The organism is Faucicola sp. SE7633, assembly GCF_059264685.1.
Map to the genome: position 1 here is coordinate 1 of NZ_JCADBW010000018.1, position 18171 is coordinate 18171.

Consider the following 18171-nt stretch of genomic DNA (forward strand, 5'->3'; position numbering starts at 1 on the left):
TTCTCTGCACACGACAAAAAATCAGCCCCAACCAATTTTCACGGGTTTAGGGGTTAAAAAACTGACCAACTGTCGAAATACGGCTTTATCATTGTTCAACAACACCAAACGCAAGCCCTCAATCAACAAATCCAAGCCTAAAGCAAATAAACTGGCTTGAGGGCGACCGTTTGACTTGGGCTTACGTTTTAATGGTCTTTGCTTATCTTGATGAATACCGACATGATAAGCCCAACAAAATGCTAAAGCATTGACTGCCACTAACTTACTTACCCTATCCATCTTAGTCAAATGCGTCTCTTCAAGATTAAAACCACGACCTTTAAGACAAGCAAATAAACCCTCAATCTCCCAACGCTTAGCATAAATTGTCATCGCATCAAGGGTTTGTAGCTGATTGGTTGCTACAATCACTAAACCATGGTCTTTATCACGTTTGGCAAATACTCGGACAGCACAGCCATCAACGACCAGTATCCGTCCATGTCTATAGGTCTCAAAGGCAGTAACATGACGAAATAGTTCTTTAATCTGTACCAATTTGCCGTGATGGTTCACAACTTTGCTGTTTTTCTTGATACGAATAGCAAAAGGTATGTGATGCTCTGTTAGCCAGTTAAACCATCGTTCACCAACAAATTCTCTGTCTGCCAGTATCATATCAATGTTGTGTTTACCAAACTGCTTGATAAAGCGTTCAATGAGTTCGGCTCGCTCAAGGTGGTTTGTGTTACCCCGTTTGTCTAGCATGTCCCAGTAAAGTGGTATGGCAATGCCCTTATAGACTACCCCTAGCATAAATAGGTTGATGTTGCTTTTCCCCCATTTCCAGTTGGTGCGGTCAATGGTGAGGGTGACTTTGCCCAGTCCAAATAGCCGATATATCAATATGGCTAGTTGGTCATAGTCGATGACAGCACTGGCTATAAATCGCTGTAGCCTGCGGTAGTGACTGTCCGTCTTGCCACTATTAGGTAGGTGCCTTGCTATTTTTTTTTAGATTACTGCTTTGGGCGGTAATTAGGGCGATTATCATGAGGCTTAAACAGATAATTCTTGCCTTGTTCATTGTAAGGTTTTGGGTTAATATTTCACTGAGTCTGTTAAGGTTTGGCATAATGGTGGTTCGTGAGAAAAATTGTTATTTTGCCATTGCTTTAACAGACTTTTTTGTTTTTTTGTCGTGTGCTGAGTTTACATTTAATGATTTAAAATATAGCACAACACCCACGGTAATGTTATGATACAGCCATTTTGCCAGTGATTACTTTTAGACTTGCTTTTAGCCTTATAAAAGTTTTTTTTGGCTGGCAAACGTTTGGTTGAGTGACCGCCGCGGTTTTTGTGAGTATCGGCGGATTTGTGAGGCGTTGCCAGTTATGCCTGTTGTGCATTCTTTGTCCCCATTGACCCAAGCCACTCGGCGCGTGTATCGTCGTGCCCATCGTGAGCGCGTGTATCAGCTGCTGGCAGCTTGGCTTGCGGTAGGCACACCGTCGTGGGGACAGGCGCAAGTGGCAAACAACGCTGTTGTACAAGCGCCAGCATCGGCTGATGACCACAGCCAGATGACCGCCGAAAATTTGCCCCCAAATTTAGCAATCGACCCCACACCGACCATCAGCACGCCGCCAAGCCCTGCCGCGTTGCCCCACGGGCAGGCAGCTGGCGCAAATCCAGCGACAGCGGATACCGACACAGCAAACGCAGATGCAGATATAGCCAATACAGATACAGCGCTTACCCATACGGCAAACACAGGTACGGCAAACACAGGTACGGCAAGTACAGTCACGACAAATACAACAGCAACCACCGCGTCATCGCCAACACCACAGCCCATCACGACCAACGGCACAAGCGACACAGACAATACAGGCGATACGAACCACGCCCAGCCATCAACCAGCCTTGCGCGTTTGGCGACATTTTACCAACGCGATACGGGTGCGCCCAAGGACAAAGCCGCCGACGCTGACCGCGAGGCAACAAACGCTTTGGACACAGCCAACACCGATGCCGATACGCCAGCCCCTGCTGCGCCAACCTCTGCTGCGCCAATGTGTTATGGGCGTTGGGTGTATCCCAACACCCATGCGACCAACCGCACCAATACCAATGGTGACAGCAACTTAACCGACCTTGCGCCCAATCAACTTGCCGCGCAAGCCGATTATGGGTATTACGACAACGCCAACTACGCTGAGTTGTCGGGCAATGTGCATATTCAGCAAGGGCAGCAGCAAATCAACGCCGATAAAATCGCCGTGTATTTATCCGAAGGTATTGCCGCCGCGCAAGGCAATGTCATGCTAATTGATGGCAATGATGCAGCCAGCACGACAAGCACCGAGGTAAGCCCGACCACGCGCCATCAGGCTCGACCCAAGACAGGCGGTTTAATCACTGTGGCCGACCAGCTGGCGTATGATATTAACAGCACACAAGCCACCGCGCACGATGTTGCTTTTGCCAGTGTGCCGCTACAAGCGCATGGCTATGCCAAACTGTTAAACCGTATTGATAACAACCATTACCAAATCGACGATGCGATGTTCACAACGTGTGACCCTGCCAACCCAGCGTGGCGGATTCACGCCCAGCAAATCGCGGTCGATACCACAAGCGGACGCGGACAGGCCTATAACGCCACGCTACGCATCAAAAACACGCCCGTGTTTTATCTGCCGTATTTTAATTTTCCGATTGATAGCCGCCGTGCCAGCGGATTTTTGACCCCACGTTTGGGCTTTAGCAGTGATGGCGGCTTACAGGTGCAAACGCCGTACTACTTAAACCTTGCGCCCAACTATGACGCGACCTTGACCCCACGCATTTATAGCAACCGCAATCCCATGCTATCGGGCGAATTTCGCTATTTGACAGCCAACTTTGGCGCAGGCAATGTCACAGGTTCGTATTTGCCCAATGACCGCGAATTTGACCACCAAGACCGCAAAAGCTTGCTGTTTAAGCACCAGTGGCAGTCGCAAGACTACCCGACCCTATCAGCAGAAGCGATTTATCAGTATGTGTCGGATTCGGCCTATATGGACGACTTTGACACATTGGGCAGCCAAGCCACCCAGCTTAATTTGCCGCGCCGCGTTCAAGCCAATTATTACAATGATTATTTGACCGCGTTGGCAAAATTTGAAACCTTTCAAACGCTGGATAACAATTTGACCCGTGACCAAGCGATTTTGGATAAAGATAAGCCGTATTATCGCTTGCCGCAGTTGTCGCTGCATTATCGAGTCCCAAGCCGCTATGTGCCGTGGGGCGACTGGCTGCAAGTCAGTGGCACCAGCGATTTTGCTTATTTTAAACGCCCGATTAAAGACGGCTCTGCGCCCGAGCGCAGTGGCGGCAGGCTATACAACAAAATCACCGCGTCGCATCCGTTTGTGCGCTATTGGGGCTATGTCACGCCAAGCGTCAGCCTACAGCATCTATACACCCAATACGATGAAGAAAGCACGCTGGCCAACGGCCTGGACCGCGATAACCGCAGCCAATCGGTGTTTGTGCCCGAGGTTAGCATTGACAGCGGCTTGACGTTTTATAAAGCAGGCAGCCCGACGGCAAGACTTGGCACAGGCGGCTATCAGCTACTTAGCCCGCGCCTCAAATACGTTTATGCACCGTATCGTGACCAAAGCAATGTGCCAAATTTTAACACGCGCTTGGCCTCGCTAAACTTTCCACAACTGTATGAAAACACGTGGTTTTTGGGCTATGATCGCCTGGCGGATAGCAACCAGCTGACCCCATCACTTAATTATCGCTACGTCGATGGGCAGGGCTTGACGCGGCTTGATGCCAGCATTGGGCAGCAGTTTTATTTTGGTGATATCCGCGTGCACCTCAATGACAGCAATGAGCCGATTCACCTTAACACCAGTGGCACGGTGGTGCAGCTAAGCACCCAGCCGCGTAACAAGCTATGGCTTGACCTAGATGGTGCGGTGACTGATGATGGCGATTTGGGCTATATCAACACACAGGTGCGCTACCAACCATCCGCCGCCCACCTGTATAATGTCGGCTATACCAAACGCAACGCCAACCCACTGGGACAGCGCGATTTGTCGGCGGTGACAGCGTCAGTGGTGATGCCATTGACGTTTAAAGGTTTTGCTGAAAACTGGCGGTTTTTGGGCGCGGTGCAGTACGATGAAGGGCGCAGCCAATGGAGTGACGTGTTGGCAGGCGTGACGTATGACAGCTGCTGCTATGGTTTTTCGGTGTATGGGCGGCGCTATTATGACGAACTTGACGACAGCGGCAAGCCCAAACGCGCGATTATGGCAGAGCTGAGCCTCACGGGGATTTCCAACCGTCGGCAGGGACGGCTTGCTAGCCTCATGCGTGAGCGTGTGGTCGGGTTTGACCCCAAGCAAGACTTTTAATGCCCCGTGTTACCTGCCCAAATTGGCGGATTTTGCAAGACGCTGGGCTCAATCGGCACCGCGCTAAAAAATCTACCCATGCGTTATATTTAGGCAAACTTTAGCGTTTATCATCAAAACATTTTGACGTGCAGACCGTGAAACCCTGCGCGGCTTTAAACACAAGGATAGCCATCCATGCGTAACCCTGTTTTTTCTTTGGCCACCACCACACCCATGACACGTCGTTTGTCGGTGCTTGCCGCTGCGATATTTGCCCATATGCTAAGCCTAAATGCCCATGCCGCAACGGCCGATATCAGCAACCCAGCAGTCGGTAATGTGCCAAACACCGCCAGCAGCACCGATGTCAGCGTACAAAAACGCACCCTTGATCGCGTGGTGGCGGTGGTCAATGACACACCGATTTTGCAAAGCCAGCTCAATGACGCGATGGCAGAAGCCCAACAAATGCTTGCCGCCCAAAACCGCCGCCTAACGCCTGAGCAGCTGCGCCGCCAAGTGCTTGACCAACTAATTTTGCAGCAGATTCAAGCCGATATCATCCAACGTCAAGGTATCCGCGTTGATGAGGCGCGCGTCAATGCCGCCCTGCTAAACCTTGCCCAACAACAAGGCATTGATTCACTGGCACAATTACAACAACAACTTGACCGTGAGCAAGCAGGCAGCTACCAAGCGCTGCGCCAACAGGTCAGCCAGCAACTTGCCATGCAAGCCTTGCAGCAGCAGCAAATCGCACGGCGCATCAAAATCAGCGATCAAGACGTGGATATGTTCTTGGCATCGCCTGAAAGCCGCGCGCTGGATCAGGTGCAATACCGCACCTTGCACGTGCTTGTGCCTTATCCCGACACAGGCAAAGCCCCGACCAACGCCGAGCAGCGGCAAGCCTTGCAAGTCGCGGACAAAATCGCCGATGACCTAAAGCCCAATAATGTCGACGTGGCCGCCGTGGTCGCCAACGCGCAAACAGGCTACCCTGTCGAAATCCAAGGCGGTGACATGGGCTTTCACCGTGCAGGCGAACTACCGCGTGAGCTGTCAAAAGAAATCACCGCCTTGCGCGTGGGGCAAGTCACCCCACCCCTACCCACCGCACGTGGGCTAAACGTCATCAAATTGCTAGAAAAACAAGGCAATGACCAGCAAATCATCGACCAATGGCAAGTGCGGCACATTCTCATTAGCCCATCGGTGACGCTGACCAACGAGCTTGCCAAGCAGCAAATTGACGCGTTGTACGAGCAGCTGCGTCAAGGCGCAGACTTTGCCACCCTTGCCGCAACGTATTCTAAAGACCCCGGTAGCGCGAACAACGGCGGCTCATTGGGCTGGGTGGGTGAAGGTGAGATGGTGACACAATTTGAACAAGTGATGAAAAACACCGAGGTCAATGATTTTTCTACCCCCTTTGAAACGCAATACGGCTGGCATATTCTTAAAGTTGAAGGCAAACGCAAACAGGACATGACCGACACCTATCGGCGTAACAGGGCGCGTGAAGCGTTGTACCAGCGCCTTGCCCCACAAGCCCTAGAGGATTGGCTACAAGAACTGCGCGCGCAAGCGTATGTCAAAATCATGCCCGAGGCAAAAACCACCAGTGGTTAATTTGACGCTGTGCCACTACCTATCATAGCCGTTTAGGCAATCGCAATCAGCGTTGCCATACGCCCTGTTGCTGTAAGCCCTTGCTGAGTTTGGCGGCGATACGAATAAAACCGCGTATCGCCAAAGCTATCTAGCCCGCGGCTGGCTACCTGCGCGATACCACAAGCTACCAGCTGCGCGCGTGCAATCTGCGCCAAATCGGCAAAGTAGTGCCCTGCCTTTTGTGGATTTGGGCGCAAGTACGCATCAATCTGGTCAGACGGTTGCCCAGACTGCTTTAATGTCACTGCCAATGCGTCACGCACACGGCTATCAACCTCATACTGCTTGGCAGCGATACACGCACCCAACCACGCTTGCCACTGGCTGGTATCGCTGTCAGCTTGCGTCTGTGTCATGGCTTGCACAGTATTACCAATCACGCCTTTGGCTAAGCCTTGCCAACCTGCATGAATCGCGCCAATCTGTGATCCGTTGGCGTTTACCAAGACAATCGGCACACAATCGGCCGTCATGATGGCAAGTGCGGTATGGGGCATCGCGGTGAACTGCGCGTCTGCGTTGGGTAGGTGTGGCAGCGTGGCTGTCACTTGTACCACGTCCGCGCCGTGGATTTGGTTTAACCAACTGATTCGCGTCACGCCTGCCTGTGCGTTGAGCTGCGCGAGCAACCGTGCGCGGTTGTGATGAACAGTGGTTGGGCTGTCACCAACGTGTAAGCCCAGATTATTGCCGCCATAAGGGTGGGCTGCGTCGGCTGGCGTATCGCCTGTGCTGGTTTGGATGACCCACACACGCCGCCCGTTGGGCAAGGTTTGGTCAGCCAGGGTGAAGTAATCGGGTTGATGGATATTCATGGGCATGGTGTGTTTAAATGCTAAATTAAGGTTATCGTGTTTTGGTGAGCTTAATTATTAGAAACCTTTGCACGAAAAAATGCACAAAAGTTTGTAAAAGTGATATAATACAGTAAAATCAAACAGATAGCAAAAGACACGAATATGGCATGGAAACAAACAGGGCAACTCTCCCTAGCAGACAGTCTCATTAACGCTCACAAAGCCATCGAAGAACTCGATGAACTACATAACCTAATCAACTGGCAAAGTATCGAACACACCCTACGCCATGTCCATAGCAGTGACCGTGGCGAAAGTGCCTTTCACCCTGTCATCATGTTTAAAATCTTACTACTACAAAAACTCTATAACCTATCCGACCCAGCCATGGAAAAACAACTGGCAAGAGATTTACTATTTCGTCGCTTTGTTGGGCTATCACTTACCGATAACGTGCCCGACCACAGCACCATCTGGCGATACCACAAACACTTAGGTGAACTTGGACTCATTGAACCCTTATTCAACCAAATCAATGAACAACTAGCCGAGCAAAATATCATCATCAAAGCAGGCAGTGTCAGCATCATTGATGCCAGTATCGTCGAAGCCAAAAACAAACGAGCTAAAAAAGGCAAACATACCGACAACACCCAAGATAACGAAGCTGCCTACGTCAGTAAAAAAGACAGCACAGGCAAAGTAAAAACCACCTACGGCTATAAAATCCATCTTAACTGTGATGAAGACAGCTTTGTCAAAAAAGTTCAAACCACCCCTGCTAATGTCCATGATTCACAATGTTTTACCACGCTTTTAACAGGTGATGAATCTGCCGTTTACGCCGACAGTGCGTATAAAAGCCAAGCCCATGACGACTATCTTGCCGAGCATGAGCCACCTATCAACAATCATATCCATGATAGGGCGTGGCGTAATACACCACTTACCGAACAACAAAAACGTACCAATACCCAAAAGAGCCAAACCAGAAATACGGTAGAACGGGTATTCGGTCATTTTAAATTGCATTATGGGATGAGCAAGGCTCGTCACCTTGGGTTAATGCAATTTCATACCAGTACTCTGCTTGCAAGCATAGTGCATAATTTAAAAACTGCCCTAGGCTTGAAGCGAAAATACGGACTGTCTTAGGGTTATTGTGTCTGTTGGTTGGCAAAACTAGCCAATAGACGTTAATTGACTGCAATTTAGGAGACTTTTATGCCAATTCGGTGACTTTCTTCACTTGTTTAACACCAATTCCAGTTTTTAGTTGAGTTTGAAATTGGTGTCGAGAGATGGTCGCTGGTTTGTGCAAAGGTCTCTATTAAAAATTTTTAAAAAATTTAACGCCGCTGCGTCACAGGCGGTTTTGTCAGTCTATGGTGACAACGGCTGGCTGCCGCGCTGGGTGGATTGTTTGGGGCAAGCCAGTAACTTTTGCGTTGGCACTTTTTTTACGCGCTTGGCAACTTTAGGCGCTTAGCAATTTTAGGCGCTTGGCAACACCACAAGCCATGGACTGCATTTGTAGCAACATGGTGACCAAAGTGCTTAGCCAAGCTGCCATACCCCGATTTGCCCGTGATGCAGCTTGGGCACTTGCCCCAGCACGCGCCATGGCATGGTTGTGCCGTGAAAATCGCTGCCGATGGATACGCGCAAACCATGCGCGGCAATCGCACGGTCAATCATGTGCCGTGTTGAGGGTGGCTCGTTGCTGGCAGGCAGCTCAACCGCGTCACCGCCCGCTTTGGCAAAATCCGCCAGCAGATGGCGCACCTTGGTTGCGCTCAAGCCATAGCGTGTTGGGTGCGCCAATGACGCTTTGCCGCCGCAAGTGTGAATCAAGCGCACGGTATCAGCAAGGCTCAAGCCATCAAGCGGCACATAGCACGGTTTGTGGTCAGCAAGGTAATGGCTAAACGCACTTTGCACGTCTTTGACCATGCCAAAATCCACCATCATACTGGCAAGGTGCGTCCGCCCAACGGCTTTGGGGTTGTGCTGCGCCTTGGCAAGTACCGCCTGCCACAGTGGCGCGACAGGCTGTTTAAAAACCGTGGCGATTTTTTGGCAAATGGCATAGCCACGGCGTTCACGCTGGTCTTGAATCACCGATAGCCGCGCGTGCATGGTGTCGGTGTCAGCAAAGCCATAGCCAAGCACGTGTAGCACGATTTGGCTGTTTGCCGATTTTTTGCTGTAGCCGCCTGTCACGCGATGGCGGCAGCTAATTTCTACGCCGTTGAGCAAAGTCATGCCCAACGCGTTGGCCGTTTGGCGGGCTTGCTCTAGCCCTGCAACGCTGTCGTGGTCGGTCAATGCCAGCACCTGCACGCCATTGGCATGGGCGCGGTGCACCACCTCACTGGGCGTAAAACTGCCATCTGAGCAGGTACTGTGGCAATGCAAATCTATGGGCAGTGCCGTCAAACTTGGGCTGGCGGCGAGCAAAGCGTGGTGATTTGGATGCGGTGCGTGCTGGCTAAATTGGTTCACGGATTGACCTTGGGCGCAAAGATTTTACCTTGCGATTTTAGCACAACCGTGTAAACTAGCGGCTATTATTTGCGCGTGGCTGCTTTTTGTGGCCGCGCCTTGTGACGATTTGAATTTGGCGAAACGGTTGTAAGGGTCGGCTATGACGGCGTTGCTGGATTTTATCCCGTTGATTGCGTTTTTTGTCGCAGCCAAGCTGTATGGCGTGTTGGCAGCGGCAGGCGCGATGTTGGTTGCGACACTGATTGTCGCGGCAATTCACGCGGCGCGCGCAGGCGGCAAGCTTACGCGTCAGCAATGGGTCACCGTTGTGCTGACGGTGGTGTTTTGCGGTTTGAGCCTTGCGTTTCATGATGACACGTTTATCAAATGGAAATCAACCGTTATCAACAGTGTGTTGGCGGCTGGGCTATTGGTCAGCGTGTTGATGGGTAAGCCGCTGATGCAGCTGGCCTTGGGGCAAGTGTTTCGCCTGTCGCCTGCAGGTTGGCGCAAGCTGACGCTGGCATGGGTGGGTTATTTTGTGCTGATGGCGGCGTTGCAATATTACTTTGCGTTTTTTACCAGCAATGCCACGTGGGTGAATTTTAAAACATGGGGCTGGTTGCCTGTCATGCTGGTGTTTATGGTTGGGCAATTTGCTGTGCTAAAAAACCACCTCAACCCCGATTTAGCCAAGCCACAAAAATAACAGTAATCACTTGCAAAATAAGGAAAAACCATGGCGTTATTTGTTTTGATTTGTCACGACGCACCCCAAACCGCTGAGACACGGCAGCAACATCGCCCTGCGCATTTAGCACGCCTTGCGGCACTCGACGCGGCAGGGCGGTTGCAACTGGCAGGCCCGACCCCTGTCGCCCATGGGGCTTGCGAGGTCACAGGCAGTGTGATTGTGGCGGATTTTGCCGATGAAGCAGCGGCGCAAGACTGGGCCGCGCAAGAGCCGTTTTTACTGCACGGCGTGTATAGTCACGTTGATATCAAGCCGTTTGTGCAGGTATTTCCCAAAGCATAAGGGAAACATGTTTGCGCGATTGTTTTTTGCGTGATGGTTTTATGGATTCAAGGTAGGCAGCGGTGCAAGTCAGCCAACAGCAAGATAACCCAAATAACAGGGTGAACAACACACCAAATAAACGGCGGCAACTAGGGCTGTGTGGGCTGTTGCTGCTGGCATTAAGTCCATCGACGTTTGCCGCGCCACAGGTAATTGTCAATCCCACCGCGCCTGCGTCTACCACCGCCGCCACCGCCGTACCGCCCACACAAAACCCCAATCAGCCAACCCTTGCCCAGCTCAACCAGCCCAGCACACAAGCCTTGCAGCAAGCCAACGAACAGCTGCTGATAACAAATGCCGAGCTTAAACGCCAAGTTGATAGCCTTGCCACCCAAGTTAATGTGCTGGTGCATGAACGCAGTGGGCAGCTGTTTGTGTATGGCGCGGTGACCGCGTTATTTGGGGTGTTGGTCGGGCTTGCTTTGGGCTGGCTGGTGTTTGGGCGCAAAGGGCGTTGGTAATGGCTGATTTGCCCGACATTCTCGACACTGATTTGTCAAATAGCAACGCTATCGCCCCTGCGCAAATCGACTGGCAAACCGATGATGGCGGCCATAGCGTGCCGATATCGGCGCAATTTGGTGATGTGTATTTTAGCCGCGCCGATGGCCTGGCAGAAAGCCAGTATGTGTTTTTAGACCACAACCAGCTGGCGCAGCGTTGGGCAGCGTTGGCTGATTATGGCTGTTTTGTGGTCGGTGAAATCGGCTTTGGCACGGGGCTTAACGTGCTGGCGGCGTGGCAACTGTGGCAGCAGACGCGCCCCGACAATCACAGTCGGCTGCACATCATCACCACCGAAAAATACCCATTACGACGGGCAGATTTGGCGCGGGCATTGGCAGCGTGGCCGACGCTTGCGCCCTTGGCACAGCGGTTGTTGGACAGTTATCCGCCGCTGTTGGCAGGTTGTCATCGGTTGAATTTTTTTGATGAACGCCTGACGCTGGATTTGTGGTTTGGCGATGCCATCACAAGCCTGCAGCAGTGTACAGGGCAGGCGTGTGTCGATGCGTGGTGGCTTGATGGTTTTGCGCCTGCGCGTGATACGCGGCTGTGGTCAGACGCGCTGTTTGCCCAGATCCGCCGCTTGTCCAAAGCAGGCACGACGCTGGCAACGTTTAGCGCGGCGCAGATTGTCAAATCGGGTCTACAGCGGCAGGGCTTTGTGCTCAATAAAGTTAAAGGCTATGGCAAAAAACGCCACATGCTCACGGGTGTATTGCCCAAAAATCCGCCGCCCGTGTTGACAACGGCGCGTTTTCGCCACAACAAAAAAATCGCGCCGTTTTGGCTGCCGCTACCCTTTCGGCAAGATTTTTATCACGCCACGTTATCACGTAAATCACGGCACAAGTACGCGCCCGATACGTTGCCAGACTTGGTACCTGCCAATCATCGTGCGCTGACGGTGGCAGTAGTTGGCGCAGGCGTGGCAGGGCTTGCGGTGGCATATAGCCTTGCACAGCGCGGACATCGCGTGTGGCTGCTGGATCGCGCCCATCCGCTGGCAGGCGCGTCGGGCAATATCCGCGCCCTACTTGCACCCAAGCTACACAATGTCACACGTTTTGATGACAACTTGCACCTCATCGGTTATTTGGCAGGCTTACGGTTTTATCCCGCCTTACAGGCGTTGCTACCGCCGCATGCCGCGCCCGTGCTTGAGCGCGTTGGGGTGTTGGATTTGTTGGCACACCAACGCCACGCCATGGCAAGCAACGCGCTGGCGGATGTCGCGGATTTTGCCACACCATTAACTACCAAACAGGTGCAAACTTTACTGAACCATCAACCACCCCCACAGCCACTCAACAAGCAAGCCGCTGAGCAAAAGCAAGTAGCCTGGCAAGCAGGCTGGTGGCTTGATGATGCCAGCCTAATCAACACCCACGCTTTTGCCAAGGCGGTGCTCAGCTTACCAAATATCACGTTTTGTCAGGCAACCTTGCACGGTATTGAACCCGCAGCCAAGCAAATTCGTCTGCAAACAACAACGCCCGACCACGCCCAACCGACCGACTTGCCGCCCAGCTTTGACCATGTCGTGCTGTGCATGGCGCGCGATACGGCGCAATTTTTGCCCCATGTGTCGCGGATTAAGCACAGCCGTGGGCAAATTAGCTGGTTTGCCTTGGCTGAGAATGACAGCCTGCCAGCGTTCGCGCTCAAATACGGCGGTTATTTGGCAACGTTTGCTGATACACGCCAGCGTTATGCCCTACTTGGCGCAAGTTTTGTCCGTGGCACGTCGGACACGCGCACGCACGATGCCGACCATAAGGCAAATTTAGCCACCCTACAACACGCCTTGCCGACGCTTGCGGCTAAGCCATTGTTTGCCACCAAGCGTAGGCAGGATTGGCATGGCCGCGCAAGCCTACGCGCCCAAACGCCCGATTATTTGCCGCTGGTTGGGCAAGTGTGGACGCAGCCGAATGACACGCATAGCCGTGTGTGGACGTTTGCCGCGCTTGGGTCAAAAGGCTATGCGTATGCGCCGATTTGCGGTGAGTGGTTGGCAAGTTTGATGTGTGGTGACCTACTACCGCTGCCACGGCATTGGCTGGCTAAGCTAAGCCCAAATCGTAAGGCGCTGCGTTGATACACCGCCAGCCTATTTAGCCATCGGTGGGCGAAGATGACGGCGTATTTTGGCGCAGCATGTGACCATACACCCACGCTCTTGCCGCATTCGGCAACAGGCGCACAGGCACACGCACGGCAAGATTTTTGGCAACTTGCCAGCCATTGACAAAACCTTGCCGATAAAACGCGCGCTGCATATGCCATTCTAGCCGCGCATACCGCCAGCCACCGCGCCGCTGATACATCGCCACGCCTGCCCGCGCATACACCAACACCTCGGGCAAATTGGCAAACCGCGCGCCTGCCAACAGCAGCCGCACCCACAGGTCATAATCCTCATACAATGGCGCGTGACGATAACCACCAACCGCCAGCACTGTCGGCTTGTGCAGTGCCACCGTCATGTGGTTGATGGGATTACGCGACTTGGCATAGCGCGTGATGTCATCGTGCGTCAGTGGCACGGCTTTTAGCGTCGTTGTCTGGTCATGGTTGGGCGGATAAAACCCCGAAAACTCAACCACTTGCCCACCGACCACATGCACCTCAGGATGCGCGGTGATAAACGCCACCTGCGTGGCAAAGCGCGTCGGCACACACACATCATCGGTGTCCATGCGCAGCACCCAATCGTGCGTACAAGCGGCAAGCCCGTGCTGCAACGCACGCCCTAAGCCAACATTACACGCCAACGGCACGATGACCAATGGCAAACGCGGCTGATATTCGGCAATGACCGCGTGCAAATCCGCGCCCACCTCACCGTCAAGCACCAACACGACCTCATCGGCGGCAAGCGTTTGCGTGACTAGGCTTGCCAAGCATTGCGCCAAATACGCCGCCTGCTCAGCTGCGTACAGCGACAACAACACCGAAAACTTCACCCATTGCCCTCCGTTAGCCCATTTGCGCCAGCCACGCGCGTGCCACATCAGGCTTGACCTTACGCGCAAACCAAAACCCTTGTGCTTGTGCTGCCATCAATGCCGCGCGGTTCAGATACAGTGGGCTATTGCCATGGTTAAAATGTTGATCAAAAACAATATAGCGTCTATTGTCACCGCTTAGTGTGATTTGCCCTGCCAATCGCTCACTGACCAAGGTTTGCAAAAAATGCTCATCGGGCACCAGTTTTTTGGCAAAAAATGCTTGATAATCATCAATATACGGCAAAATCTGCAGCCAGTCGCCACGGGTGATAGAAAACCACTGTGAGCCAAAATACACGGACGCAGCGTAGGGCGATATGATTGCCCGTGCTTGCTGCAGTTTGGTCAAAACCTTGCCCATCAGCTGACGCTGCCACGGCGTATCAGCGTGTGGGCTGTCGCTGATTAAACGATAGCCGTATTGTGGCGCAACGCGACAGGCAAGCATCATGGCATAGTCACACGCTTGCCAGTCACGCGCAATCGCAGCAAAATCCTGTAGCACAACATCCTCGCCGCTGACCAAATGCAAAAATTGGTTGTCAGCATCGGCCAATGCCGCGGCAAATAAATTTAACGTGGCTTGGATTTGACTAAAACCGCCCCAGTACACCGCCACACGGTCAGTTAATACAAAAAAATTGGGCAAGTCTTTTGGCGCGGTGTTGGCGTTGATAGCGGTTTTGGCATCAACATGCACATACACATTGACCGATGGCGTACGCGCGGCAAACGCTTGCCAATAATCCACCGCTTGGTGCGCCTGTACCAAAATCGCGTGGCGGTTTGCGGTCATGCGCTGCCCTCACAATCAGGCGCGTCGATATCCACCAGATGAAAGCCACGACTGGCTAAAAACTGGTACGCCTCGCCAAAGCGTTGCCACAACGCGCGGTTATAGACCAATGTGATACGGGTACGCGGCAAATCTTTGAGCGTAAACACCGCCGTACTCATAAAGGTATAAATTTCAATGCGTTGCGTCGGCTGTTGGCACAGTGCATCGATGATATCCTCCTCAATGACACGCTCGCTTTGCACCACAGGCAACAGCGCGCTAAAATTCAGCCGTTCACGCGGATGCGGCACAAAGCCATCAATGCCAAAGCGCGTCACCACGGCTTGCACCAGCTCACGGTAGGCGGCCGCGCCAATAAAAGCATCCAACCCTTGCCCAAGTAACAGCCGCTTGACCGTTTGCTGTGGAGGGGTGACAGTGGCTATCTTGGCAAGCGTGACTGACCTATCTGGGTAGAGCGCAATCGGGATGGTGTGGGCAATGACGTTTGTTTCATGGGGAAAAATCGTGTAATGCGCTTGCGACGCAGACAACACCGCGCCAACATCGGCATGGCGAATACCCAGCAGCTTTTTAAACGCTTGCATGGCAGGCGACTTGGGCAATGGCCGATGATAGCTAGAGTTGGGAAAAATATTTGCCGTGCCATCATCGAATGTGTAGAGCTGTTTAAACTTGATTTTGGCAACGATAAACTGCACAAATAGCACATCAATGCTGGCAAGGTACACGCCCTCGGCGCGCTGCTGCCACAAATTCAGCCGCTGCAAGGTGCGTTTTAGCTGATTTAACGTGGCAAACCGCTGCCGCCAACGTTGATTCTTGAGCACAACAAACGCCGCATGGTCGCATAAAGCTTGCAACTTGGCAAAATAATGCCGATGTTTGGCATTGTCATCATACGGCAAGTACAAGCCGATGATATCGGCAGGGCGTACGACAACATCCGCGATAATGCGCTCAGCAATCAGCACTTGTAGCGGTGTGGTGCAGACAAACACATGGCGTTGGGTGGTAGATGATGACATAATTTATAAAGGCTCAACCCGTTTGGTCAAATGATACAGCAGCGGCAATAGCACGGCGTTGCTGGCAAGGGTGGCAAGCGGCACATATTTGAGCGCAAGCGTGCTGGTGTACGCCAACACCGCGACATACACCAGTGTCGAGAGCACGGACGCGGCGGCAATTTGGCGGTTTTTGCCATGATAAAACAGCACATTGACCCACAGCAAATACGGCACCAACAGCATAAACGCCGCCGCAAAACACGCCACATAATACTGACTATCGGCAAATGCCGCGCCAAGCACCCAACCAAACAACGCGCTTGGCAGCAACCACACCACCGCTGCCGCCAAAGGCGCAAGCAGCAGGCTAACCAGCCCCCAGCGATGCAACCGCGCGATAGGCATACGCCGCGCTTTAAATGCCTCATACAAATACGGCACGGCTGCGCTATTGACCGCCATGATGACCACACTGACCGCACTGGCAAGCTGCACGCCTGCGGCATACACGCCAAGCTCCGCCGCGCTAAACCGCTGATACACCCACACGCGATCAAGCTGCCCCTTGACCGTGTAGCTGAGCGCGTGCAACACCAGCGGCAGCCCAAGGGCAACAATGTAGCGCACAGCTAGCCACAGCCGCCGCTTGTGCCAGCTAAGCTGTATGCCCAGCCGCGTGCGCATGAGCAGCCACGCAAGCCAAGCTGTCATGGCTTGTGCCAAGACAATCGCCAACAGCCGCGCTGCGACTTTATGGGTCGCGCCAGCCGTGCTGTCAGTGCTGATGGCAGACAAAAACATCACCGTCAAGCCTACATGACTCACCGCCAACAACAGCTGCAACGCCAAATAATCCCACGCGCGTTTTTGGCATTGGCGCACGGCAAGCTGGCTTTGTACCACACTTTGCCCAAGCGCCAACAACGTGCTATAGCCCAACAACTGCACATTAAGCGGTAGCTTATCGCCCAGCAACCAACTTGCCACCACCAGCCCACACGCCACCATCGCCCATATGCCGATGCTCAGCAGCGCGCCTGCCAGCACCACATTGCCCAGCCCGTGCTTGCCATACACATAATAATAACGCGTGATGGCGGCGTTTTGTGACAAGCCAATAAAAATCAGCAAAAACGCGCTGATGGCGGTATAAAACGCCAGCGCTCCAAACCCTGCCGCCCCCAGCTGGCGCGTCAGATACGGCAACAGCGCAAACGGCACAGCCTTGCTTAGTAGCTCACCTGCAACATAAATCGCGCTGTCTTTGACCACCCCTTGGGTCATGCGCTTGCGCCAGATTTGCGCCACGTTTGCCCCTGTCATCGGCAGATTATTGCTTGCATAGGTCAGCTGGGTCAGTGGCAAGCAGCGCCCATTGCACAGGGGTATTGGCCACAATATCTGCCGTCACCCGTTTACCGATGATGGTATCATAAAACTTGGGCGGTATGCCAAAGCCTGGGCGCACGCTGCGGATATGCTGCGGTGTGATGACCTCGCCTGCCGCCATCGCTTGCACAAAATACAACGAACGGCGAAACTGCACGTTGCCTTGCTCGCTGGACTTGCGCCCATAATCCACCTGCCCCAACGCCTGCCACGCCGTGCGACTGTCGCGGCACAATGCCGCCAACTCATCGGCTTCTAGCGAAAAGCTGTCATCCGCGCCACCGCCCTGACGGTCAAGGGTGACGTGTTTTTCGATGATACACGCGCCCAATGCGATACTGGCAATCGCTGTGGTGTTGTCCAGTGTGTGGTCAGACAGACCAATCGGCACACCAAACGCGGTTTGCATATCCTTGATGGTGCGTAAATTGTAGTCCGCAGCAGGCGCAGGGTAGCCGCTGACACAATGCAATAGCGCAAGCTGCCGACAACCGCCGTCATACGCGGCCGCGACGGCCTCGCTGATTTCGTCTTTGTCCGCCATGCCTGTTGAGACAATCAGCGGTTTGCCCGTGCTGGCAGCGTAGCGGATCAATGGCAAATCCACCGCCTCAAATGAGGCGATTTTGTACGCTGGCGCGTTTAAATCCTCCAGCAAATCCACCGCCGTGCTATCAAACGGTGAGCTAAAAATCGTGATACCCACTTGACGCGCATAGTCAAACAATGGCTTGTGCCAGTCCCATGGCGTGTGCGCCTTGCGGTACAAGTCATACAGCGTGCGCCCATGCCACAATCCGCCATGGATATAAAAATCAGGCGCGTCACTGTTTAAGGTAATCGTATCGGGCGTATAAGTTTGCATTTTGACCGCATCTGCGCCACATGCCTTTGCCATGTCGATGATTTTATAGGCATTGTCTAGGCTGCCATTGTGGTTGGCAGACATCTCAGCGATGAGATACGGCGGTTGGTCGCTGCCGATGAGGCGGTCGTTGATAAAAAAAGGTTTACGCATGGGC

Annotated in this window: 15 protein-coding genes; 7 read left to right on the forward strand and 8 right to left on the reverse strand. The window is 53.0% G+C overall.

Going from position 1 to position 18171, the window contains the following annotated elements; all coding sequences use genetic code 11:
* Nucleotides 1–21: 21 nt before the first annotated feature.
* Nucleotides 22–990 carry an IS4 family transposase gene (locus AC5L4R_RS07570; protein ID WP_494473358.1) on the reverse strand — a complete coding sequence of 323 codons (969 nt, stop codon included), beginning with the start codon at nucleotides 988–990 and terminating at the stop codon, nucleotides 22–24.
* A gap of 332 nt (nucleotides 991–1322) precedes the next feature.
* On the opposite strand from AC5L4R_RS07570, the gene AC5L4R_RS07575 reads away from it, so the two are divergent.
* Nucleotides 1323–4412: an LPS-assembly protein LptD gene (locus AC5L4R_RS07575; protein WP_494473324.1), complete on the forward strand. Its 3090-nt coding sequence runs from the start codon at nucleotides 1323–1325 to the stop codon at nucleotides 4410–4412.
* A gap of 177 nt (nucleotides 4413–4589) precedes the next feature.
* On the forward strand, nucleotides 4590–6026 hold the full coding sequence (locus tag AC5L4R_RS07580) for a peptidylprolyl isomerase (RefSeq protein ID WP_494473325.1): 1437 nt from the start codon (nucleotides 4590–4592) through the stop codon (nucleotides 6024–6026).
* 32 nt (nucleotides 6027–6058) lie between these two features.
* On the opposite strand, the gene pgeF is transcribed toward AC5L4R_RS07580, so the two are convergent.
* Nucleotides 6059–6889: a peptidoglycan editing factor PgeF gene (gene pgeF / locus AC5L4R_RS07585; protein WP_494473326.1), complete on the reverse strand. Its 831-nt coding sequence runs from the start codon at nucleotides 6887–6889 to the stop codon at nucleotides 6059–6061.
* Between the two features lie 138 nt (nucleotides 6890–7027).
* Between pgeF and AC5L4R_RS07590 the strand changes: the two genes are divergently transcribed.
* Nucleotides 7028–8020 carry an IS5 family transposase gene (locus AC5L4R_RS07590; protein ID WP_494473327.1) on the forward strand — a complete coding sequence of 331 codons (993 nt, stop codon included), beginning with the start codon at nucleotides 7028–7030 and terminating at the stop codon, nucleotides 8018–8020.
* Between the two features lie 402 nt (nucleotides 8021–8422).
* On the opposite strand, the gene AC5L4R_RS07595 is transcribed toward AC5L4R_RS07590, so the two are convergent.
* Nucleotides 8423–9295 carry a PHP domain-containing protein gene (locus AC5L4R_RS07595; RefSeq protein WP_494473359.1) on the reverse strand — a complete coding sequence of 291 codons (873 nt, stop codon included), beginning with the start codon at nucleotides 9293–9295 and terminating at the stop codon, nucleotides 8423–8425.
* Between the two features lie 217 nt (nucleotides 9296–9512).
* Between AC5L4R_RS07595 and ispZ the strand changes: the two genes are divergently transcribed.
* From ispZ to mnmC2, 4 genes are all read left to right on the forward strand, one after another.
* The gene (ispZ, locus tag AC5L4R_RS07600; protein WP_494473328.1) at nucleotides 9513–10061 is read left to right on the forward strand and encodes a septation protein IspZ; all 549 of its coding nucleotides are present in this window, start codon (nucleotides 9513–9515) and stop codon (nucleotides 10059–10061) included.
* Between the two features lie 30 nt (nucleotides 10062–10091).
* Nucleotides 10092–10388: a YciI family protein gene (locus AC5L4R_RS07605; RefSeq protein WP_494473329.1), complete on the forward strand. Its 297-nt coding sequence runs from the start codon at nucleotides 10092–10094 to the stop codon at nucleotides 10386–10388.
* Nucleotides 10389–10450: 62 nt separating this feature from the next.
* Nucleotides 10451–10894: an SH3 domain-containing protein gene (locus AC5L4R_RS07610; RefSeq protein ID WP_494473330.1), complete on the forward strand. Its 444-nt coding sequence runs from the start codon at nucleotides 10451–10453 to the stop codon at nucleotides 10892–10894.
* A complete protein-coding gene (mnmC2, locus tag AC5L4R_RS07615; RefSeq protein WP_494473331.1) occupies nucleotides 10894–13038 on the forward strand; it encodes a tRNA (5-methylaminomethyl-2-thiouridine)(34)-methyltransferase MnmC2 in 2145 nt (714 codons plus the stop codon). Before AC5L4R_RS07610 ends, mnmC2 begins: the two co-directional genes overlap by 1 nt.
* Nucleotides 13039–13054: 16 nt before the next feature.
* On the opposite strand, the gene AC5L4R_RS07620 is transcribed toward mnmC2, so the two are convergent.
* Genes AC5L4R_RS07620 through pseI form a run of 5 tightly spaced genes read right to left on the reverse strand, consistent with a single transcriptional unit; the run spans nucleotide 13055 to nucleotide 18167 of the window.
* Entirely contained in the window at nucleotides 13055–13954 is a 900-nt protein-coding gene (locus AC5L4R_RS07620; RefSeq protein ID WP_494473332.1) for a glycosyltransferase, read from the reverse strand.
* Nucleotides 13920–14747 (reverse strand): beta-1,6-N-acetylglucosaminyltransferase, encoded by an 828-nt coding sequence (locus tag AC5L4R_RS07625; protein WP_494473333.1) that lies wholly within the window; start codon nucleotides 14745–14747, stop codon nucleotides 13920–13922. Before AC5L4R_RS07625 ends, AC5L4R_RS07620 begins: the two co-directional genes overlap by 35 nt.
* Nucleotides 14744–15778 (reverse strand): glycosyltransferase family 52, encoded by a 1035-nt coding sequence (locus tag AC5L4R_RS07630; protein WP_494473334.1) that lies wholly within the window; start codon nucleotides 15776–15778, stop codon nucleotides 14744–14746. The genes AC5L4R_RS07625 and AC5L4R_RS07630 overlap by 4 nt, the downstream gene beginning before the upstream one ends.
* A gap of 3 nt (nucleotides 15779–15781) precedes the next feature.
* Entirely contained in the window at nucleotides 15782–17125 is a 1344-nt protein-coding gene (locus AC5L4R_RS07635; RefSeq protein ID WP_494473335.1) for an oligosaccharide flippase family protein, read from the reverse strand.
* The gene (gene pseI / locus AC5L4R_RS07640) at nucleotides 17091–18167 is read right to left on the reverse strand and encodes a pseudaminic acid synthase (RefSeq protein ID WP_494473336.1); all 1077 of its coding nucleotides are present in this window, start codon (nucleotides 18165–18167) and stop codon (nucleotides 17091–17093) included. The genes AC5L4R_RS07635 and pseI overlap by 35 nt, the downstream gene beginning before the upstream one ends.
* Between the last annotated feature and the right edge of the window lie 4 nt (nucleotides 18168–18171).